The organism is Pelodictyon clathratiforme (assembly GCF_982375515.1).
The window spans coordinates 341,539-364,222 of the sequence record NZ_OZ455102.1; the positions used below are offsets into that span (position 1 = coordinate 341,539).

Below are 22,684 nucleotides of genomic sequence, written 5' to 3' on the forward strand. Positions count from 1 at the left end.
ACAGCAGAGATGATGACGACAGGAGGGAAAAACACCTTTTACATTCATACGTTCGGTTGTCAGATGAACCAGGCGGATTCCGCAACTATAACCTCCCTGCTGCAGCAGGCTGGTTATGTTGCAGCAGAAAGCGAGGATCGGGCCGGAATTATTCTGCTCAATACCTGTGCGGTGAGGGAGAATGCGGTTGATCGTATTGAGCATTATCTGCAACACCTGCAGGGGCTGAAAAAAAGAGATAAACGCTTGATAGTCGGGATTTTAGGCTGTATTCCGCAGCACCAGCGGGAGGAGATGTTTGCCACCTCTCCGGCCATTGATCTTCTTGCAGGGCCGGATACCTATCGAACCCTGCCGCAGCTTATTGAGCAGGCCCGCTCTGGGGCAAAGCCATTCTCGCTGGACTTCAATGTTGCTGAAACCTATGAAGGCATTGATCCGGTAAGGCAGGGGTCAATCAGTGCCTTTGTTCCTGTCATGCGAGGGTGCAACAACATGTGCGCCTATTGCGTGGTACCCTTTACCCGAGGTCGTGAACGAAGTCATCCCTTCCGTGCGGTCATGGGAGAAGTTCAGAAGCTTGTTGCATCCGGTTACAGTGAGATTACCCTTCTCGGGCAGAATGTCAATTCTTACGACGATCCTGAACAAGGAGTGAATTTTGCAGCGCTGCTTGATGCCGTCAGTTGTGCTGCTCCCCAGGCAAGAGTCCGTTTTACCACCTCCCATCCGAAAGATATTTCCGGTGAACTTGTTCGTACCATTGCCAATCGCCCGAACATCTGTAACCATATCCACCTGCCAGTGCAATCCGGCTCAACAGCCACGCTCGGACGCATGAACCGGGGTCACACGATCGAAGAGTACCTGGAAAAAATAGCGCTGATTCGCTCACTTCTTCCCGGCGTTACGCTCTCTACCGACATCATTGCCGGCTTCTGCGGTGAGCAGGAGGAGGATCATCAGGCCTCACTTGAGCTTCTTTCCACTCTTCGGTTCGATTCAGCTTATATGTTTTATTACTCAACCAGACCCGGTACATTTGCCGCACGTACGTTGGTGGATGATGTGCCGGAAGTGGTAAAAAAACGAAGGCTGCAGGAGATTATTGATCTTCAGAATACTATTTCGGGGGAGCTTTTTCAACAGGCGATTGGCTCTGTTGTGGAAGTGCTTGCTGAATCCGAAAGCAAGCGCTCTGCCGAACAGCTCATGGGCCGAACGCCAGGTAATCGGGCAGTGGTTTTCGATCGTGAAGGGTATCGTCCGGGCGATTTGGTGAGGGTGCTGATCACTGCAGCCACATCAGCAACCCTGACTGGCAGGCCCGTGTGAAATGTTGCAAACCTTCCTGTTATTAGGAGTTTTTTATCTTGACTGGTATTTGTAAATTGCCCTCTTTACTACCCCTATCATTTAATCGGCCCCTTTTTGGGCTTCGGAGAGAAGTAACACATGGCAGTTTCCGCAAAACCCGGGTTTACCGATAAAGTACGAGCACATCTTGAGCTTCTCGATCCTGTTACCTGGATCAGTGTTTTTCCCTGTCTTGCCGGAGGAGTCATGGCGTCAGGAGCCATGAAGGGTACGCTTCACGATTATCTGTTGCTTTTCGCTATTTTTTTGATGTTTGGTCCGCTTGGTACCGGATTCAGTCAGTCGGTCAATGACTGTTTTGATCTTGAACTTGACCGGATCAATGAGCCAACCCGTCCGATTCCTTCAGGTCGTTTGAGTGAAAAAGAGGGATTATGGAACAGTATCATTGCCCTTTTGCTTGCCATGGGACTTGGAATATTCATGGGAGTGCATATTGGAGGATATCGTGGCTGGGTTATCGTCTCCTCGATTTTTGCCGCACTTCTTGTCGCCTACCTCTATTCCGCTCCACCCTTCAAGCTGAAAAAAAATATTCTCACTTCAGCTCCTGCTGTAGGCTTTTCCTATGGTTTTGTCTCGTTTATATCAGCAAACGCCCTGTTCGGCGATATCCGTCCGGAAGCGATCTGGCTTGCCAGTCTGAACTTTTTCATGGCGGTAGCCTTGATTATCCTCAATGACTTCAAGTCGGCAGAAGGTGACAAGGATGGTGGGCTCAAGTCACTGACAGTCATGATCGGTGCAAAAAAAACGTTTCTGGTCTCTTTTATTATTATTGACCTTGTTTTTTCTGTTCTTGCTTACCTCTCGTATTCATGGGGGTTTATGATTCCCGCGTTTTTTGTTCTGATTGGCCTTGTTTTGAATCTGGTTCTTCAGGTTCAGCTTTTGCGAGATCCGAAGGGTGGAATTTCGTTCTTGCAGGGAGCCGTTGATGATGGATTCGGCAATGCAATCGGCAAGAGTGATATTCAGGAACACAACACCTTTCTCCGGTTTCAGGTTGCCAATAACATTCTCTTTTTACTCAACAATCTGCTTGTTGCCGGTATGGTTGGATTGAAGTATATCACTGTTCAATAATTTTTTTTACAGAGGCTTTATAACTTACCTAAACTGAGCGATTTGTTATAAAAAAAGCTCCCATATTTACGGTTAAAGTGTTATATTAAAATGTGTAACGGGAAATTACCACTTGTAATGCAACACAAACAGAAAAATAAGGAAGCTCTATGTCGAAAGGTACAAAAAATAGCCGCAAAAAAGACCATCACATCAGTTCTGTCGGGACAACCAATGATTGTATTACCAACCGTGCTGGGCTGACATTGTTCGCCACCTATCTGCAGAGTATTCAGCTCATGCCGATTATGGATGAAATGTTTTGTGCCATGCGAAAAAACAAAAAAGGCGTCCCGGTTGTTGATCTGCTTCTTCAATTGTTGTGCTTTTTTATGGATGGTACCAGCCGTCACCTGACGCAGTTCGACCAGCTCAAAAAAGAAAGGAGCTATGCTCCGCTGATTGGCTGTAAGCCAGAGCACTTGGCATCGTCTCATGCAGTCAAGAGATTTTTTGGAATTTTCTCTTTTCATCAAGTCAAGCTGTTCCGTTATTTATTGCAAAAGATTTTTTTGTGGCGTCTGAAAATTGATCAGCCCGCAGTTATTGAACTGGGTATTGATTCTATGGTGATGGATAATAATGATGCTCTGAAACGAGAAGGTGTTGAACCAACGTACAAGAAAGTCAACGGTTTTCATCCCGTACAAATGAATTGGGGCAGGTACTTTGTTGATGCTGTTTTCCGTGTTGGCTCAGATCATTCAAATCATGGTCAAACGGTTGAAATGATGATACGTCATATTGTTGCTACGATCAGAAAGGAGTATCGTGTTAACGTACCGATCATTATTCGAATGGATTCCGGCTTCTACGATCAGAAGTTGTTCAAAACCTGTGAGTCGTTGCATGTTGGTTATATATGCGGCGGAAAGCTTTACGACAATGTAAAAAAAGCTGCGGAGGAGAACGCCAATTGGTCTAACTTTAACTCGCACAATAAAAAGGAGATATGGGAGTATACCGAGTTTATGTGTCAACAAGAAACTTGGGATTTGGCCCGTCGGACGATTTATAGTCGTATGATTCAGCATGACCGGCAACTTGTCGTACCTGGACTGGGTACTGATAGCGTCATCGTCACCAACATTGGTATGGGTTGTTGTTTGATTGACGAACTTCTCTATCAAGCCGGTGCCGAGAATCTTCTTTTCGCTCACGATATTCTCGGAAACTATCACCAGCGTGGCAATGATGAATTGGCCAACCGTGCCATCAAAAACTTTGGCGAAGAACAATTACCCTTCAAGTATTTTTATGCTAATGCAGCATGGTACTTTCTCATGCTGCTTGGTAATAATCTGTTCGAGAGCTTCAAAGCAGATGTCAGCTCATCAGTTATTGCTACAACAGTTTATGCAGATACATTTCGTCGGCAGCTTATTGATACCGCAGCCAAAATTGTTCGTAATGGCAAAAAGCTTATGATGAAAGTTCCAACGGACTGCTTTCATCGGCTGCAATTCGATAAACTCTTTGAGCGCTGTTTAAACGTTACTGTTTTGATGTGTTAAACAACGCGTTACGGCAATAGAATGCCTATGCCAATTAGCATTGGAGGGGAGGTTGCGCCCAAAAAGAACCTACCACAGCTATTTCGCTCAGATTGTCACAATATTTTTAAAATGAGTGCCTTGCTGTTCAGAAAATGGACAAGCAATTGGGTCTGGAATAATCTTTTTTGGTATAAAATCAGGATTCTTCAGGCTGTTTGGCTATAATTTGTCTCAATTGTTTTTCTTTTCTGTATTTCTGACGTTGGATGGGTTGCTGTTTTACGAATCGCTCAGTTTAGGAACTTACTAACCATGATGCCATTATGGATACTTTACAGGTAACCTTTTTTTCACTTCCAGTAGTATGGCATAACGCACTGGTTACATTGATGACCTTTGTCTATGTCTTCAGCGTTCCTCCTCTGATGGATTATCTGGTGACCAATCACTCTCTTCCCCGCGATATCAGTCGCAAGATTACGCACATTTGTGCCGGATCAGCCATTGTTTTTCTTCCTCTTTTTGTTGATGGACACTGGTCACAATATCTCAATATTACGGTTTTTGCTGTATGGACACTGCTGCTCATCCAGAAAGGGCTTTTTGCTGCCGAAGATGACCAGGCGGTTAAAACCATGACCCGTACCGGCGACAAACGTGAACTGCTTAAAGGAACCCTTTATTTTGTGCTTGTTGCCATGATCTGTGGTACACTCTATTACAAGCAGGCTGCAGGAGTGATGGCCATGGCCATGCTCGGCTGGGGAGATGGTCTTGCACCGATCATTGGTACCCGATATGGAAAAATGAAATACCATATCCTCAGTGATAAAAGTGTTGAAGGGAGTATTGCCTTCCTTGTCGGAAGTCTCTGTGCCGGACTCTTTTTTGTTCATCTCATTGTGCCGGAATCGTTTGATGCAGGAAAAATCCTCGTTATCGCCCTGATTGCAACGATTGTTGAAGGAGTAAGCCCCAAGGAGGTCGATAACCTGACGATTCCTTTTGCCGTTATTGTCGCCTCCGCATTTTTGTGAGATGAGCGTATGAAGAAGGGAGAGACGCAGCCTATTTATTTCATCAGTGATCTGCATATTGGTCTGCAGGATGAAAAAAGCGAGCAGCTCAAGATGGAAAACCTTGAACGACTTTTTGCCATCATCAAGGCGGAAGGTCGTTCGCTTTATATGCTTGGTGATATCGTCGATTACTGGATGGAGTTTCGCCATCTCATTCCAAAGGGGTTTACCCGTTTTTTGTGTCTGTTGTCGGACCTGGTGCGCCACAATATTGAGGTTGTTTATGTTGCAGGAAACCATGATTTTTATCTCGGGCGCTACTTTGACGATGAGCTTGGCATAAAAACGCTCTATGGTATGCATGAGCTGCTTTACGATGGTCGCAAATTCATTTTTGCTCATGGTGATGGCCTGGGTAAAGGGGATCTTGGTTACAAGCTTTTTGCCCGCCTGGTCAGGAATCGCTTCAATCTTGCTCTGCTGTCGGGGTTTCATCCGGATCTGGCTATAGGCATGATGAAAATGTTTTCACAGTTCAGTCGTGCGCACAAGCCTCCTGATCGTGTGTTTCAGACAGATCGTTTGTTAAACTTTGCCGAATCCCTGGTGGTCGAACAGGAGTTTGATTACTTTGTGTGTGGTCATAACCATGTCAAGGGAATCAGGGAGCTGTCCGCTGCTCGCAGCAGCTATGTCAATCTGGGGACATGGATTGATGGCAGTTCACCCTATGGAGTGTTCCAAAATGGATTTTTTCAGCTCAGGGAGCTATAACGTTAATATCAAGAGGTAGTTGCTGTTATGGATAGTATTAATCAGGTACTGAAACTTGGTTTGCCGAAAGGAAGTCTGCAGGATTCCACCATCGATCTTTTCGCACAGGCGGGGTTTCATTTTTCCGTTCAGAGTCGTTCCTATTTTCCTTCCATAGATGATGATGAGCTGGAAGCTATCTTGATCAGGGCACAGGAGATGGCTCACTATGTCGAGCTGGGTGCTTTTGATGTTGGATTGACGGGTAAGGACTGGATTATTGAAACCGATGCAGATGTTGTCGAGGTTGCCGATCTGGTCTATTCCAAAGCATCGATGAGGCCGGTTCGCTGGGTACTTTGTGTTCCTGAAAGCTCGACGGTCAGGTCGGTCAAAGACCTTGAAGGGAAGCATATCGCTACCGAAGTAGTCAATATTACCAGGAAGTACCTTGCAAAAAACGGGGTCAACGCCATGGTGGAGTTCAGTTGGGGTGCAACTGAAGTGAAACCTCCCGACCTTGCCGATGCTATTGTTGAGGTTACTGAAACGGGTTCTTCGCTCCGGGCAAACAAGTTGCGTATTGTTGATACCATCCTTGAATCCAATACCAAACTGATTGCCAACAAGGCGTCATGGAATGATCCCTGGAAGAGAGAGAAGATCGAGAATATGGCCATGCTTTTACTTGGAGCTATCAACGCCCAGGGTAAGGTTGGACTGAAAATGAATGCCCCGAAATCAGCGATCGACAAAATCCTTGCCATTATTCCGGCCCTTCGTCAGCCGACCATCTCCAGTCTTGCTGAAGAGCAGTGGGTTGCCCTTGAGGTTATCGTCAGCGAAAAAACGGTACGCAAGCTGATTCCTGAGCTTAAACGGGCTGGTGCAGAGGGGATTTTCGAGTATAATATCAATAAACTGATCGACTGATAGCTTTTGCCTGATTTATAAACCCTGCAGGCTGCCCGCAAGGGCGGCCTTTTTATGGTCGCCATGCTCCTTTATCAGATAGTGGTACTGCTTTCATTACTGCTCTTTCTTGGCATTTTGCTCAGAAACATGATCGACTTGCCGGGTATGCCGGAGCACTGCCCTGAACAGGGTGTGCTTGTGTCGGTTCTTGTTCCGGCTCGCAATGAAGCGTTGAACATTGAGCGCTGTGTGCGATCACTCATGCGGCAGGAGTATGCTCCATTCGAGATTCTTGTGCTGGATGATGACTCAACCGATGCCACTCCTGAGCTGTTGCGTCGTCTCGTCGTGGAGTCGGGCGGAAAAGTGCGGATCGTGCAGGGAGAAGCGCTTCCCGATGGATGGCATGGGAAAAGCTGGGCATGTTCCCAGCTTGGTCATCAGGCAAAGGGTGAGCTTTTGCTCTTTACTGATGCCGATACCACGCATAAACCGGATGCACTCAGGCGTACGGTTGGAGCCATGCAGGCATCAGGAGCCGATATGCTCTCCCTGATGCCCCATCAGGAGCTTGGCTCATTCTGGGAGAAGCTGGTGGTGCCGCTGGTTCATGTTATTCTCATGTGCTACCTTCCGCTCCGCTTTGTGCGGACGAGCAGAAGGGCTGCTTTCTGTTTTGCCAATGGTCAGTTTATTCTTTTCCGCAGGGAGTGTTACACCCGTATTAATGGTCATGCCGCAGTCAGGGAGGCCATTGTTGAAGATGTCTGGCTCTGCAAGAGTGTGAAAAAAGCAGGTGGTACCGTTGTAGCCTTCAATGGTTCCGATATCGTCAGTTGCAGGATGTATCATAATTTCAGGGAAATTTGGGAAGGGTTTTCGAAAAACCTCTTTGCAGCTCTCGGTTACAGTACACCTGGTCTTTTTGTGCTGATTCTGATGATTAGCGCACTTTATCTTGTGCCCTGCCTCTTTTTCTCTTACGCACTCATTGCCGGTGAATTCACGGTCTCGCTTTTCTGGCTTCCCCTGATGCAGATGATGGTTGCTCTTCTCTGCAGGATCTTTATTGCCCGTATTTTCCGTCAGTCACTCGCAATGACCTTGTTGCATGTCTTCTCACAGGTCGTTCTTTTGGCCATCGCCTGCAACTCATTTTATGCTATAAAATTCGGAAAAGGTGCGAGTTGGAAGGGAAGGAACTACAATTTTTCCTGATGGAGCGGGAGAATTCGGGGAAGGTGATAATTTTTTTTAAATTGGCACTTCGCATGTAACGTATCCATCCAGGCGATCTGGTGCCACCAGAAGAGTATCAATTCAAACAAGAGCATAGCTTATGGGTTTCTTATCGAAAATATTCGGGAAAAAAGAGGTAGAACTGAAACTTCCAAAGGTTATTGAAGATGTCAACCTGATAAAGACGATGGAAGGTCATCTCGACAGGGTGCTTGGAGTGAAGTTCAGCGCAGATGGCAAAAAACTGGTCAGTGGCAGTTTTGATGAAACGGTGATGCTGTGGGATGTTGCGTCCGGGCAGAGTCTCTTTACCATGAAGGGGCATGAAACCTGGGTTGAGTGTATCGATTTCAGCCGCAATGGCAAACTGCTTGCAAGCGGAAGTACCGACAGTACGGTAAGAATATGGGATGCTGAAACCGGCAAATGTCTTCATGTCTGCAAAGGTCATGATACGGCAGTGCGTATGGTGGCGTTCAGTCCGGATAGTAAAGTTGTGGCGAGTTGTTCACGCGATACAACAATCCGGCGGTGGAGTGTTGAGACAGGAGAGGAACTTTCAAGGCTTCTGGGTCATAAATCCTATATCGAGTGTCTTGCCTACAGCCATAATGGTAAAACAATTGCCAGTTGCGGCGAGGAACCTGTCATCAAAATATGGGATGTTGAAAGCGGAAAAAACAGTGCGAATTACAGAACAAACGATCGTCTCTCTCATGCATTGGCCTTCAGTCCGGACGACAGGTTTATTGCGTTTTGTGGCCGCGATGCAATGGTCAAAATTCTTGATGCTGCAAGCGGAGAGATTACCAGGGTATTTGAGGGCCATCAGGACGCTGTCAGAAGCGTTTGTTTCACTCCGGACGGCTCCAGGGTTGTCAGTGCGGCTAATGATGAAACAGTAAGGTTGTGGGATATTGAGAGCGGCAAACAGTTGCATCTCTATCGGGGTCATGTGCTTGAAGTGCAGTCTGTTGATGTCTCTCCCGATGGAAAAATAATTGCCAGCGGAAGTGATGACCGCAAGATCAAGCTCTGGGCAATCAGATAGAAGGGTTACTGCATAGGTGTTATCGGGGTCGGGAGCTCTTTCGGAAGGCTTTCTGCTTTTTTTTTGCCAATGTTAAAAAAGTAGCGTAAACTACAGAACTTCCTTTTTGATTTAGCTGAAAGTGAGTAAATTAATTTTACGAAAAATAAATTCATTTTTGAGCGCCTCATGTCGAGGTTCGCTCATTGTAACGCCAAGTTTAACTGGCAAAAATAAAAAGAGGTAGATATGGGTACTCAGGTTGAAGGAACAGTCAAATGGTTCAACGAAGAAAAAGGTTACGGTTTTATTGAGCAGAAAGGCGGAAAAGATGTTTTTGTACATCACAGTGCTATCAATGGCACCGGACGCAAAACTCTTGTTGAAGGCCAGAAAGTTATGATGGAAGTAACTCAGGGAGCAAAAGGCCTCCAGGCTGAAGATGTAACTCCTCTTTAAATTATTTTCCGGTTACAGGACGGTTTTTCAGACAACAAAGGACGCACTATCATGCGTCCTTTGCTGTTTGGTGCTGCAGAGGCAGTATTGGGAAGAGGGTATCCATCCTTTTTCCGAAGCCGTACTGAAAGTTCAAAAAGAATCTTTGTCATCCATTATTAAACCATCGTCAGTAATGGCCAGCGAACCAGACCTGATTCCGGGTATCTACATCTATTGCGATCGCTGGTGCGAGCGTTGTGCATTTACCTCGCGCTGTCTTCAGTTTCGTCTTGAGGCGGAAGAACGGGAGGGCGTGGAGGCCTTGCAGAATTTTGACGCATTGAATCTGCAGTTCTGGGAGGAGATGGGAGAAGCGCTGGTGCAGGCTATGCGTCTTATCCGTGAAATTGCCGTCAGAGAGGGTCTTGAATCTGCTGATCTGCAAAAGGAAACCGTTCACTCTGAACCACCCGAAACGTTCCAGCATGATGCTCGAGAGCACCCCTGTGCGAGCGCTGCCCTTCTCTACGCCGGAATGGTTAATGAATGGTTTGCTATTGCTGATGAACTTCCCGATACGGAAGAATCTTTGCTGATCCATCCACCGCCATCTCTTGAAGAACCGATCCAGGTTATCCGGCATTACCAGTATTTTATTTACCCTAAACTTGTTCGTGCTGTTGAAGGGCGCCTCAGCGGAGAGGCTTCATCAGAGAGTGAGATGGAGGCTGACGGATGTGGTACAGCCAAAGTTGCCTTGATTGCCATTGATCGTTCTCTTGCCGCATGGAGTCTGATTTATGGGGAGTATCCTTCCGAAGAGGACAGCACGTTATCAATTCTGGTGCATCTTGACCGATTGCGCCGTTCAGTCGAAGTCCTCTTTCCCGCAGCGCGGGCCTTTATCCGACCGGGATTCGATGCATAGATGTTCCGGAGATTTTTTTCTGAACAAAACCTTTATCCCAGCTTATATGCTTCATACCAACGAACAACATCTTGTAGAATTTCTGCTCCAATGTCAGCCGGGACAGCCCAGAACCCGAGGCAATTGGGAGGTTGACCATCAGGGCAGGCCCTTTCTTCTTCCCTCCATCGGAGGCATTACCCTGAATGTTCAGGTTGGCGACCCTGCATTCGGCTGGCAAGGCGATCATATTGAGCCGGGCGTCAGTTGCACCGCAGATACGCAAAAACCTTTCGAGCATCCCAATGTTGGCCTGCAGATGTACTCCTGTGCGGGAAATATCGCTACCATCGCTACCGGGGAGGCCAAAGGCTCAACAGGACGTGTGATCGGTCATCATGGGGGATCGGAGCATGTGATTGTCGATTTTGAACGCGAGGCCAAAGAGAAGCTGCTCTACACCGACACCATCATCATTCGTGCCAAAGGGCAGGGGCTGAAGCTGATGGATTATCCTGATATTACTCTTTTTAATCTCGATCCAGCCTTGCTTCATGCCATGAAGATTCGGGAAGCTGAAGGCTGTGTGCTTGAAGTGCCCGTCACCACTCTGGTGCCTGCAGTCTGCATGGGATCGGGTATTGGTTCTGCCCATGTGGCAAAAGGGGACTACGATATCATGACCAGTGATGCGGAAACCGTTAAAGAGTACGGAATTGACAAGATTCGACTCGGCGATTTTGTTGCTCTGCAGGATCACGATAATCGTTTCGGCAGGGCATACCGGAAAGGTGCGATCACGATTGGTATTGTCGTGCACAGCGACTGTCTTGAAGCTGGTCATGGGCCGGGAGTCACCACTCTTATGACCTCCGCCTCGCCGTTGATCAGGCCAGTTCTGGATCCGAAAGCCAATATCGCTGACCTGTTTGGTATTGGTACGATTTTCGCAAGGGGATGAATCCGTGACGTTTCATCCCTGGTTTCGTTGTGCTTGTCCCCGGCTCCTGTGGTTGCCGGTATTGCACAGATTGAAGCGGCATTGGGACTGAACATTTGTTAGCGGTATTCAGTAATTCTGCAGGTCGTTGCTCTGTGGCATTATGATTATTCGCTTTATAATGTTGTTTTTTTTAAATAAAAACTTAACTTATAAGTGAAGTTTTTATTTGGGTTGCTGTTCCTGGATCAAGGTTGATCGTAAGCGTAGCTTGAAATGATTGTAGTTGTGCCATTATTGGTCGAATGGATTCAAGCAATTCACATTAAAGTGCCTGTCGTGTGTCAGGGGTTTGTTGCGTTTTTTTACCAATAAGGTTATGTGGTTTTAACGGTGCAATGACTTGTGATGTGCTATAATGTGAGCTGTAGCGTGCGGGAATGAATCAGAAATGAAGGTTTGTATATTTAATGTTGGTATACTATACTGAGTGTCGTGTGTGCCGGTTTGGTGCATTTTTTTTGAAAAAAGATAAATAGATATTGTAATCATGCCTGTAACAAAGAACGAAGAGCCGACTTTGACCCACAACGGTAAAACGTACAACGTTTCAGAATTGTCTGAAACAGCACAAAAACAATTGATGAACGTTAAGATTGCTGATAATGAAATCCGGCGTCTGCAAATGCAGTTGGCGATTGCCCAGACGGCTCATAATGCCTATCAGCAGGCGTTGATTGAAGCACTTCCTTCGCAGGAGTGAGACTGGTCTGCTCCTAAAGGTTTTTTCTGCAGCCATCTGAAGCTCATTCAAACAGCTACAGGTGGGCTGCAGGTATGTACCTTTGCTCTTGGTTATGTTTATTTTTGACAAAACAGATTGTGAATGATTATGCATGCAAGGATGAACTGATGTGAAACAAAATAAAGAAAAATCTCCCTTGCGTGAGGCTCTTGCTTCGCTCATTCCCTTTCTTAAACGGGCCTTTTATTTCAGTCTCGTTGTTAATGTGCTGGTGCTTGCTCCGAGTGCCTACATGATGGAGGTGTATGATCGTGTCGTGAACAGTCGCAGTCATACAACATTGCTGATGCTTACGCTTCTGGTAGTAGGCGCCTATCTGCTGCTTGAGGCACTGGAATGGGTACGCCGCCAGGTGATGCACGATGCTGGTATGAAGCTCGACAAGGGATTGCGTGAACAAGTGTTTGGCGCCGTTTTTATGGCAAGGATTCAGAACATTCCTGGAGTGGGTGCCCAGGCGCTGCGTGATCTCAAGACCCTTCGTGAATTTTTGCCCTCTCCCGGTTTTCTTGCCTTTATTGATACTCCTCTTGCCTTGCTGGTGCTGGTAATTATTTTTCTCATGGCGCCAGCTCTCGGCTGGTTTGCTGTGGCTGGTGCTCTGGTGCAGTTTATGATTGGAGTGATTAATGAACGCCGTATCCGCGAACCGCTTTTGGCGGCTAACCGAAATGCGATGCGCGCTCAGACCTATGCGGATGGGGTAATTCGTAACGCCCAGGTTATAGAATCGATGGGAATGCTTGGTCATATCCATAAACGATGGATGGAGCGTCAACAAGAGTTTCTCTGGCAACAGGCAGAAGCATCCGACCATGCGGGAACAAATTCAGCCCTTTCGAAGCTGGTGCAAAGTCTTTTGACCTCTCTTTTGCTTGGCATGGGTTGCTGGCTGACACTGAAAGGGGAGTTGCATGGATCCGGTATGATTGTTGCATCCATTCTTGGTGGAAGGGTGCTCGCACCGCTTGTTCAGGTTATCGGTAGCTGGCGTCAGGTGGAAGGCGCCCTTGAGTCGTTCAGCCGTCTGGAGGGCTTGCTGAAGGAGTTTCCCCTTCAGGAAAAGGGGATGTCACTGCCGGAACCGACTGGTTTTCTTGCAGTTGAGGGCGTTATAGCAGGTGCTCCCAGAAGCCCGGTGCAGATTCTCAAGGGGGTAAGTTTCAGAGTTGCCCCGGGAGGGTCGCTGGCGATTGTCGGTCCATCGGCTTCAGGCAAGACCACCCTTGCAAGGCTTCTGGTTGGTGTGTGGCCGGCCATGCAGGGTAAGGTGCGCCTTGACGGAAATGATATCTATCAGTGGGACAAGGAGGAACTTGGGCAGTATATTGGCTATTTACCCCAGAATGTTGAGTTGTTCGAAGGTACCATTGCTGAAAATGTTGCTCGTTTCGGGGATCCTGATGATGAAAAAGTGCATGAAGCATGTCGTATGGTGGGGCTTTCGGATTTTATTGAAACGCTTCCGAAGAGGTTCGACACGCAGATAGGCGATGATGGTTCGTTTCTTTCCGGCGGTGAGCGGCAGCGCGTTGCTCTGGCCAGAGCAGTATACGGAATGCCGAAGTTTGTGGTGCTTGATGAACCGAATGCAAGTCTTGACGAAGCTGGAGATGCAGCGTTGCTCAATGCGGTAAAATTGTTGAGGGCACGGGGCACGACGGTGATTGTCATTACGCATCGCTTAAATATTCTGGGGGCAATAGAGCATATGCTCGTACTGGTTGACGGGCAGGTACAGCGCTTCGGTACTTGTCAGGAGGTAATGGAGGCTCTTCAGTCGCAATCAGCGGCCCAGCAGCAGCCTCTGAAACCAAAGCCTCAGGGCTAACTCTTATATGCAAACAGACCCTTTATGAAACCTGAATTTTTTAATCGCAGTGCATTATCCCGTCAGCTCTGGGAGTTTCGACGAGAGTTTATGTGGGTTGGTATTTTCAGTATGATTGCCAATATCCTGATGCTGACCCCCACCATCTATATGCTTCAGGTCTATGGTCGTGTCATGAAGAGCGGCAGTGAGCTGACGCTTCTTATGGTGACCTTTTTTCTGATCTTTTTTTATGCGGTTATGGCTTTTGCCGAGTGGCTTCGTTCGCGCCTTTTGGTACGGGCGGGGGTCAGGCTCGATGAAGCGCTCAATTCACTGGTTTTTAAGGCAAGCTTTGAAGCATACCTGAACCGTACCAAACACAATGTTGCAGAGGCCTTTTCGGATCTGACCAATATTCGCCAGTTTCTGACGGCCAATGGCATGATTGCCTTTTTCGATACTCCGTGGACGCCTGTTTATATTGCGGTAATCTTTTTTCTCAGTCCGTTTCTTGGTTATCTCTCTATCTTTTTTGCCTTTATTCAGCTTGGCGTGACCTGGCTCAGCAATCGGATGAGCATGAAGGAGATACAGATTGCGGCTGATGCAGGTAACAACAGTTACCGCTATGTGCAGAGCAAACTTCGAAATATTGAACCGATACATGCTATGGGTATGGCCGGGAACCTTCGTCAACGCTGGTTCATGTTGCATGACGCTTCGCTGGCCAAGGCAGAGGACTCTCTGGATCGTCAGCATCGCCAGCAGGCATTTGCCAAGTTTGTGCGTTACAGCATGCAGTCGATGACGCTTGGTGCGGGTGCTCTTATGGTTATTGAAGGAAAAATGTCAGCCGGTTCAATGATTGCTGCCAATGTGCTGATGTCGAGAGCTCTTCAGCCACTTGATCTGGTGGTTGCTACCTGGAAACCATTTGTTCAGGCTCGCACGGCCTTTGTTCGTTTGGAGAAACTCCTTGAGGATTTTCCGGAGCGTCATCCTGGAACCAAACATCAGGATCCTTTTGGTGAGATAAGGCTTGAAGGACTATCTGCTTCTGCCGAGGGACGTGAGGCCCCCATTCTTGATGATCTTACAGCAATGTTTCCTTCTGGCAAGGTGACCGTAGTACTTGGCCCATCTGGATCGGGAAAATCAACCTTGGCGCGCTGTATTGTCGGGATATGGCCCGATACAAAAGGGCGTGTTCTCATCGACGGTGAGCCGATTGAGAGCTGGGACAGGATGGAACTTGGGCCGCATATTGGTTATCTCCCGCAGGACATTGAGCTCTTTGATGGATCGATTGCTGACAATATTGCCCGTTTTGCTGAGGTTGATTCTCAAAAAGTGATCGAGGCAGCTAAGCGTACGGGTATTCATGAGATGATTTTGCGTTTTCCGCATGGTTACAATACGCAGATCGGTGATGCCGGAGGAATGCTGTCGGGTGGTCAGCGACAGCGTCTGGGCCTTGCCAGAGCGATGTATGGCAATCCAGCTCTTCTGGTGCTCGATGAACCAAACGCGAATCTTGATGATGCCGGTGAACGTTCATTGCTGGAGGCAGTCAAGGATTTGAGAAAAGCTGGTAAAACAGTTATTCTTGTAACGCATCGGCCCACTGTTCTTGCTGCTGCAGATTTGATTGTTTTGATGCAGAATGGAAAAATTGTTCGTTGTGGAGCCCGTGATGAAGTTTTATCGGCTTTACGTGCAGGGAGCGCCCGGCCAGCTTCGGGTACCCCGGGCTGATTTCGGCTTTTGAAAAATGTTTAAACGATAGCAATGAGTATTCGTGATATAATGGCAAAGGTGAAGCTTGCTCCAGACGAGAAGGAGACAGGTAACAAGGGTGAGGAGTATCGTGATACCCGCGGTCCCGTAAAGCTCGGCATATGGATATTACTTATCGGATTTGGCAGCTTTCTGCTTTGGGCTGCCTTTGCCCCGCTTGATGAGGGTGTTCCCTGTCAGGGATTGGTCAGTATAGCTACAAAGCGCAAGGTTGTGGAAAATCTGCGTGGAGGCAGGGTCGAGAAAGTTAATGTTCGGGAGGGTCAGATGGTTAAAGAGGGAGATGTGCTGATCATGCTCGACAGTCAGACGGCAAGGGCTCGTTATGATGAGGTGCATCAGCATTATCTGGGCATGCGTGCAACGGCTGACCGTTTAATTGCTGAAATGCGTGGTGCCCCGTCAATTACGTTTCATAAAGATTTGTTGACAGAACCTGATCGTCAACTGGCTCAACAGAATATGCAGAACCAGCGCCAGCTTTTTTTGTCGCGCCGTGTATCGCTGCAGATTTTGAATAAGCAACTTGAGGCCATGACATCATTGGCACGAGAGGGTTATGCGCCATTAAACCAGCAGCACGAATTAGAGTTGAAGATTGCAGAATTCAAGAGCAGTACCGCCTCCCAACTGGCACAGGTACAGCTTGAAGTGGAGGCCGATGGTGAAAAAACCAGAGCGCTTGCTGAAGAGCTGGCCGATACGGAGGTACGCTCACCAGCATCAGGGCAGGTCGTTGGTTTGCAGGTGCAGACAGTAGGTGCGGTTATCCAGCCTGGTCAGAAAATTATGGATATTGTGCCGCTTCATGAGAGCCTTCTTATTGACACCAAAGTTGCTCCTCATCTTATCGACAGTATTCATAACGGTTTGCCGGTTGATGTGAGCTTTTCTTCATTTGCACACTCTCCGCAGCTCGTTGTAGAGGGAGTAGTTGAATCGCTCTCGAAAGATATTGTAACAGATCCCCAGGTTAATCCGATGACACCAGGTGCATCCTATTACCTTGCAAGAGTCTCTGTGACTCCAGAAGGAATGACCTCCCTTGGCCGTCGGGAGATGCAGCCGGGAATGCCGGTACAGGTCGTTATCAAGACAGGCGAAAGGTCGTTGCTGACCTATCTTGTCGATCCGTTGATCAAGAGGATTGCGGTATCAATGAAAGAGGAGTAGGGTTGTTTTGAGAACTAAACGTGATGAGTGAGGCGGTCATGAAGCTATGGATTTGTCTGATTGCTTTTGCAGGGATGTTTATTGCGCTGCCGCTGTATGGAGATCCGATTGATCTTTCGACAGCCTTGCAGAAGGCAAGAGAGTATGATGCCCGGTTAGGTGCCGCACAGGCTGATAATCTGATATACAGGGAGGAAGTTGGCAGGGCGAGGGCCCAGTTGCGCCCCTCTGTACGTATGAACGCAGCAAGGGGTAGAAATGCGACGCAATATACCAGCCTTGCAGGGAGAACGACTGCCAGTTATTATAATTCGATTAACTACGGTGTTTCAGTTCGCCAGCCGTTGCTTAACTTGTCGAATTTTGTTGGCTATAAGCAGGCTAAGGCTGTGGCTGTAAAAAGTGATATTGACCTTCAGAAAGAGGATGCTTCGCTGATGGTCAGGATAGCAGAGGCCTATTGTAATGCCTTGTATGCAGAGGATAACCTTGATTTCAGTCAAACGCTCGTCAAGGCAGCAGAGGAGCAGCTTCAGCAGGCTAAAAAACGTTTTGAGAAGGGGTTTGGTACAGTTACCGAGATCAGCGAGGCACAGGCAGGTTATGATATGGCGCTGGCTGATGGATTGGAGATTGTCAATAGTGTTGAGTTCACCCGTCGTGAACTGGAGCATCTTACGGGAGAGTATCCTGATGAACTCTGTAGAGTTGTGCCTGAAAAGCTGCTTTTGGCCCAGCCGGAACCCGGAAATGTTCAATCATGGATTGATCTGGCTCTTGTCAATAATTACGATGTGGTTGGCGGACACCAGGAAATCAAGATTGCAAAAAAGGAGATCGAAAAACAGAAATTTTCCCGTTATCCAACGGTTGATCTTGTTGCCGGGAGAAACTACTCGGAGAGTGAAAATAATTATTCAATCGGTTCTATTTACGATACCTATTCGGTCAGTCTGCAGATGAGTATGCCAATTTATACCGGTGGCTACGCAAGTGCTTCTGTGCGTCAAGCATATGCCAAACGGCTCAAGGCAGAGGAGCAACTCAGTGCCCAGGAAAGGGGAGTTCAGTCTGATGTTCGCAAGTACTACAACGGGATTGTCAGCAGTATCGCCCAGATTCATGCCTATGAACAGGCGGTTCAATCTCATGAAATTGCCTTGACCGGTACGAAAAAAGGATTTGAAGCAGGACTGCGTACGAATGTCGATGTTCTCGATGCTCAACAGAAGCTTTTTTCAAGCAGAAGAAATCTTGCGAAATCGCGTTACCAGTATATCCTCAATCGCCTTATGCTCAAGCAAGCCTCAGGGACGCTGTCCGCCGGTGACGTTGAAGAGGTGAACGGATGGCTTGCGACGACAAAAAGGCTATAACTATTGTCTCCCTTCTCTTTATATGACAAACAAGATGTGCCAAAACAGCGGCCGAGAGTGACTGTTTTGGTCATTTGTGGAATATTATTTTGACCCATCTTCTTTTTTACCTCTTCTTTGTAAAGATGGAGGTGAAACCGTAGATTGAGGCCAAGAGATTGTTCGTGAACAGATAACTATTGTATGAAATTATTTATAAGGCTTGTTCGTTACCTCCTGCCTTCCAAGGGGAAGATAGTACTTGTCGTCGTCGTCAGTATCATGTCTTCTCTGCTTGGTGTGGTTTCAATCTATTCAGTGCTTCCTCTTTTGAATGCCGTCTTTACTGCTGAAAGCACCATTGATGCTCCAGTGCATTTGGAGGCAAAGGCTCCAGGGGAAAAGAGAGTGGAAAAAAAAGAAAGCTCCGGTTTGGGTGCATTCCAGGGTATTGATACAGAAAAACTTAAAGCTTCGGTTACCGAGAATTTCGAAGAGATATTTCATGCAGAGACTAAAGAACGTACGCTTCTCAATATCTGCCTTTTTCTGATTGCATCGTTTGCTGTCAAGAATCTCTTTGTCTATCTGAACGGTCAGATCATTTTCAGGATTCAGACCAAGACAGCAAAAAAACTCCGTGATGATGTGTTCAGTAACATCATTGAGATGCACCTCGATTATTTCAACAAAAATCGGGTTGGTAACTTGATGAACCTGGTCTACAACGATGTGCAGGCCGTTAACAATACTGTAAGCTCAACTTTCGTCAATTTTCTTCAGAATCCTTTTTCAGTATTTGTATACGTCACTGTTCTTGTTGTGCTGAGCTGGAAGCTTACGCTTTTTGCATCCTTGACGTCACTGATGATATTTTTTGTTATACGTACTATTGGCAAGCAGGTCAAGGGTCTTGCCACCAGTTTCCGTAATACGATGGGGGATATGAACTCCGTTTTACAGGAAAAATTCAGCGGTATCAAGGTTATCAAGTCGAGTGCATTCGAAAATGTAGAACTTGAACGTTTTCAAGCGTTTACCCGTGGATTTCGGAATCTTGATATTCGGATTGCACGATTGCGCAATATAATTGGGCCGCTGAATGAAACACTGCTTGTTGCAGCAATAGCTCTTGTTCTCTGGTTTGGCGGGCTGCAGGTATTTGAGGGAAGGATGACCTCATCAGAACTTATTTTGTTCGCTTTTACCCTCTATTCAACAATGGGGCCAATCAAGATGTTTGGTGATGTCAATACCCAGATGGCCCTTGGTATGATCTCTGCAGAGCGTTTATTTGAGCTGCTGGATACGGTTCCTGATATAAAAAATGGTACACGTGCAATTAAAGGCTTTGAGCATGATATCAGGTTTGAGGATGTCTGTTTTAAATATGCCAAGGATTCTGATGCTCCGAATGTACTTGACCATGTCTCCTTCGAGCTCAATAAAGGTGAGATGGTGGCACTTGTAGGTCAATCCGGATCTGGAAAGTCTACGGCAGTTGATCTGCTTCTGCGCTTTTACGATGTTGATTCAGGCAGGATAACTATAGATGGGATTGATATTCGGGAATATGATTTTAAGCAATTGCGCAGAATGATCGGTGTTGTCAGTCAGGAGGTAATTTTGTTCAACGACACAATCAAGGCTAATATCGCTTATGGCACTCATGATGAGGTTGGTCTGGAGAGGGTTATTGTTGCGGCAAAAATGGCGAATGCCAATCAGTTTATTGAAGAAAAGCCGGAGCAGTATGATACGTTAATAGGCGACAGGGGGGTACAGTTGTCAGGCGGACAGCGTCAGCGGCTTGCTATCGCTCGTGCCATGGTAAAAAATCCCGAACTGTTGATTTTTGATGAGGCAACAAGTGCTCTTGATAATGAATCTGAGAAGGTGGTACAACAGGCGATTGATCATGCTCTTGAAAATCGTACCGCGCTTGTTGTGGCACATCGGCTCTCTACTATCAGGAATGCCGATAGAATTATTGTTATGGATCGGGGCCGGGCTGCTGAGTCGGGTAATCACGAAGAACTTCTTCAGATTAATGGCTTATACAAGCACCTTTATGAAATTCAGTTTTCAGGAAAGGTGGTGGAAAACGGGGCATCATTACCTGTATCCTGAATATGGCTGCAAGTTTATATAATAACAGTTTATCGGTTTCAGCGATTATTGCGGTCTATAACCCTGACCTGTTTTATTTTAAGCAAGCGGTTGCGTCGGTACTCTCCCAGATCTTTCCCGTGCAGGAGCTTGTGCTGGTCAATGACGGAGGCAGTGAAACATTCAGGAGTATTCTGCCGGATGACGAGCGAATCAGGGTGTTTTCAAAACAGAATGAAGGGGTGGCTGCTGCCCGCAACTTTGCTCTTGAGCAATGCAGGGGAGAGTACATTGCTCTTCTCGATCAGGATGATTACTGGTATCCTGACAAGTTGTGTGAGCAGATGGCCATGATTCCGGTACCCGGAGAGCCCTGTATGGTAACTTCACCGGTTGATATTGTCGTTGCTAATGGCAGCGTGCAGAACAAAATATCAAGACGAAAGTCTGATGAGTATCGATGGAAGACGAGTCAGGAAAATGTTTTACTGAGTCTTTTTGAAGGAAATTTCATCTATTCATCAACGCCGTTGATACATCGCGCTGTGTTTGAAAAAGCAGGAGGGTTTGATCCGTGGACTCAACCTCATGATGAATGGGATCTGTATCTGAGAATAGTTCTTGCTGGCTTTTCTCTCTACTGCTATCGCGAGAAGCCGCTCTCAGTCTGGAGAAGTCATGATGCGAATGAATCTAATAAGTTGAATGTCATGATGTGCTCAAAATGTCGGGTAGAGAAAAAGCTTCTCAAAACCGTGGCAGATGATGTGATTCGAAGGATACTTGCTACAAATCTGCTCATTGACTTGTTGGAAAGGGTTAACCTGCTCTATAAACAAAGAGAATACAGGCGGTTCAGAGCATTGGTGATAATTCATCTTTTCCGGCTGTTACGGCATAAATACAATTTCAGGGGCGTTGGAATTGAACTTCACAGGGCATATTCAGACCGTGTCCGTAAAATTGCTCTGAAAAGTGCAAGAAGGTATGTTGTTTCTTATTTTATGCTCTGAAAAGTTTTTGAAAACATCTCCGTTCTCCTCCCATATGTTGAATCAGTCCCGGTAAATTTTAATGGTATCGTTTATGGATTGCCCATGGATCTGAATACTTATTAAACTCAGTTAAAAAGCGTTTATTATTCAGAATTACGTATCAGATAATGTGTGGTCAGAAAATCGGTTTTGAGCCATTAACATCCTGAAAAAAGGATACGTATAGTGGTCTGCATGCCGGTCAGCGGCTATTTGCTTTTTTTTATCAGTCAAGGAGGCTCAGCGGCGGGAAATAATCCGGCCAGGGAAAGTGGATTGTCGCTGAACACTCGGTATTACCTTATGTTGTTTGTTATGGCATTAAAGATTCTTTGTTTGCATGTTGCGGAAGATCAGGCGAGTTATCGCTACCGGGTTGAGCAGTTTCTTCCGTTCTGGGAGGAGTATGGTATTGAGATGCATACAGTGCGTATTACCGGAAAAAGCTATCCTGAAAAGCTGCGCCTTGCGCTTGGGAGTAAAAAGTATGATTATGTCTGGCTTCAAAGAAAGCTGCTGGCTCTTTTTTTTATTACACTTATAGCGAGACGGTCACGACTTCTGTATGACTATGATGATGCGTTGTATGCGAGGGAGAGCTACATAGATGGGTTACCGAAGAAGCCGACAAAACCTGGTTCGAAACAATCCATTAGTCGCCTCAATAGCCTGTTGAAGCGAACCTCGATGGTGTTTGCTGGAAGTGATGCGCTCGTCAATTATGCCCGACAGTTTAATCCTGATGGTACTTTTCTTGTCCCAACGGCATTCAGCAAAGTGCCTGAACTTCCGGTGCGCGTTTCCTGTTCTGACGACAGGGTTACTTTTGGCTGGATCGGCAATAACCTGAATCTCTTTTTTCTTTCGCTTATTGATGACGCTGCCTCTTCGTTGCAGGCTCGTTATCCGGCAGTCCGGTTTTCAGTGATGAGTGGCAAACCTCCCGAAGGGCTGAAAACCTGCTGGAATTTTGTTTCCTGGTCGAAGGAGGCAGAAGTGGAGTGGTTAGAATCTATTGATATCGGTATGATGCCGCTGGTTGATGATGAATGGAGCCGGGGGAAATGTGCTTTCAAGCTCTTGCAGTACATGGCTCATGGCAAACCGGTGATTGCATCGGCTGTCGGGGCTAACCGTGCTGCCGTAATTGATGGTGTCAGCGGCTACCTTGCCTCATCCTCTGCGGAGTGGCTTGCTGCGTTCGAGTCGTTGGTGACAAGCCCGGATCGACGTCGTGCAATGGGTAAGGAGAGCTGCAAACATTTTCTGCAAACCTACGAGCGGCAAAAGGTGCAGGAGCAGATGGCTGATCTGCTGCATCGCCATTTCAACCAGACGCAACAACACTGAGCTGTT

General features: G+C 46.9%; 19 protein-coding genes. All 19 read left to right on the plus strand.

The genetic code is table 11. From position 1 onward, the window contains the following. Window positions 1–12 precede the first annotated feature (12 nt). The 19 genes from miaB (at window position 13) to AC56AD_RS01875 (ending at window position 22,678) form a co-directional block, all read left to right on the plus strand. On the plus strand, window positions 13–1,335 hold the full coding sequence (miaB, locus tag AC56AD_RS01785) for a tRNA (N6-isopentenyl adenosine(37)-C2)-methylthiotransferase MiaB (RefSeq protein WP_012507191.1): 1,323 nt from the start codon (window positions 13–15) through the stop codon (window positions 1,333–1,335). 120 nt (window positions 1,336–1,455) lie between these two features. Continuing rightward, window positions 1,456–2,463 carry a UbiA family prenyltransferase gene (locus tag AC56AD_RS01790; RefSeq protein ID WP_012507192.1) on the plus strand — a complete coding sequence of 336 codons (1,008 nt, stop codon included), beginning with the start codon at window positions 1,456–1,458 and terminating at the stop codon, window positions 2,461–2,463. 149 nt (window positions 2,464–2,612) lie between these two features. Beyond that, window positions 2,613–4,016, plus strand: a complete 1,404-nt coding sequence (locus tag AC56AD_RS01795) for an IS1380-like element ISPph3 family transposase (protein WP_498983727.1) — start codon at window positions 2,613–2,615, stop codon at window positions 4,014–4,016. Window positions 4,017–4,321: 305 nt separating this feature from the next. Further along, window positions 4,322–5,035, plus strand: a complete 714-nt coding sequence (locus tag AC56AD_RS01800; RefSeq protein WP_012507193.1) for a diacylglycerol/polyprenol kinase family protein — start codon at window positions 4,322–4,324, stop codon at window positions 5,033–5,035. A gap of 9 nt (window positions 5,036–5,044) precedes the next feature. After that, complete coding sequence (locus AC56AD_RS01805) at window positions 5,045–5,791, plus strand: UDP-2,3-diacylglucosamine diphosphatase (protein ID WP_012507194.1); 747 nt, start codon at window positions 5,045–5,047, stop codon at window positions 5,789–5,791. 27 nt (window positions 5,792–5,818) lie between these two features. Then, a complete protein-coding gene (gene hisG, locus AC56AD_RS01810; RefSeq protein WP_012507195.1) occupies window positions 5,819–6,703 on the plus strand; it encodes an ATP phosphoribosyltransferase in 885 nt (294 codons plus the stop codon). A 63-nt stretch (window positions 6,704–6,766) separates the two neighbouring features. Further along, window positions 6,767–7,903, plus strand: coding sequence for a glycosyltransferase family 2 protein (locus tag AC56AD_RS01815; protein ID WP_041526622.1), 1,137 nt, complete (start codon window positions 6,767–6,769; stop codon window positions 7,901–7,903). Window positions 7,904–8,024: 121 nt separating this feature from the next. Next, window positions 8,025–8,975, plus strand: a complete 951-nt coding sequence (locus tag AC56AD_RS01820) for a WD40 repeat domain-containing protein (RefSeq protein ID WP_012507197.1) — start codon at window positions 8,025–8,027, stop codon at window positions 8,973–8,975. A 228-nt stretch (window positions 8,976–9,203) separates the two neighbouring features. Continuing rightward, complete coding sequence (locus AC56AD_RS01825; protein WP_012507198.1) at window positions 9,204–9,413, plus strand: cold-shock protein; 210 nt, start codon at window positions 9,204–9,206, stop codon at window positions 9,411–9,413. 175 nt (window positions 9,414–9,588) lie between these two features. Further along, the gene (locus tag AC56AD_RS01830; protein WP_012507199.1) at window positions 9,589–10,323 is read left to right on the plus strand and encodes a hypothetical protein; all 735 of its coding nucleotides are present in this window, start codon (window positions 9,589–9,591) and stop codon (window positions 10,321–10,323) included. A 46-nt stretch (window positions 10,324–10,369) separates the two neighbouring features. Then, a complete protein-coding gene (locus tag AC56AD_RS01835; RefSeq protein WP_041526384.1) occupies window positions 10,370–11,263 on the plus strand; it encodes a DUF4438 domain-containing protein in 894 nt (297 codons plus the stop codon). 529 nt (window positions 11,264–11,792) lie between these two features. Continuing rightward, a complete protein-coding gene (locus tag AC56AD_RS01840) occupies window positions 11,793–12,005 on the plus strand; it encodes a DUF6447 family protein (RefSeq protein WP_012507201.1) in 213 nt (70 codons plus the stop codon). 151 nt (window positions 12,006–12,156) lie between these two features. Further along, window positions 12,157–13,878, plus strand: coding sequence for a type I secretion system permease/ATPase (locus tag AC56AD_RS01845; protein ID WP_012507202.1), 1,722 nt, complete (start codon window positions 12,157–12,159; stop codon window positions 13,876–13,878). Window positions 13,879–13,902: 24 nt separating this feature from the next. Continuing rightward, on the plus strand, window positions 13,903–15,615 hold the full coding sequence (locus AC56AD_RS01850; protein ID WP_012507203.1) for a type I secretion system permease/ATPase: 1,713 nt from the start codon (window positions 13,903–13,905) through the stop codon (window positions 15,613–15,615). Between the two features lie 33 nt (window positions 15,616–15,648). Continuing rightward, on the plus strand, window positions 15,649–16,830 hold the full coding sequence (locus tag AC56AD_RS01855; RefSeq protein WP_012507204.1) for a beta-barrel domain-containing protein: 1,182 nt from the start codon (window positions 15,649–15,651) through the stop codon (window positions 16,828–16,830). Between the two features lie 38 nt (window positions 16,831–16,868). Beyond that, window positions 16,869–18,206 (plus strand): TolC family outer membrane protein, encoded by a 1,338-nt coding sequence (locus AC56AD_RS01860; protein WP_012507205.1) that lies wholly within the window; start codon window positions 16,869–16,871, stop codon window positions 18,204–18,206. A 183-nt stretch (window positions 18,207–18,389) separates the two neighbouring features. Continuing rightward, entirely contained in the window at window positions 18,390–20,315 is a 1,926-nt protein-coding gene (locus AC56AD_RS01865) for an ABC transporter ATP-binding protein (RefSeq protein WP_012507206.1), read from the plus strand. A gap of 2 nt (window positions 20,316–20,317) precedes the next feature. After that, entirely contained in the window at window positions 20,318–21,307 is a 990-nt protein-coding gene (locus tag AC56AD_RS01870; protein ID WP_012507207.1) for a glycosyltransferase, read from the plus strand. Between the two features lie 336 nt (window positions 21,308–21,643). Further along, window positions 21,644–22,678: a glycosyltransferase gene (locus AC56AD_RS01875; RefSeq protein ID WP_041526624.1), complete on the plus strand. Its 1,035-nt coding sequence runs from the start codon at window positions 21,644–21,646 to the stop codon at window positions 22,676–22,678. The last annotated feature ends 6 nt before the right edge of the window (window positions 22,679–22,684 follow it).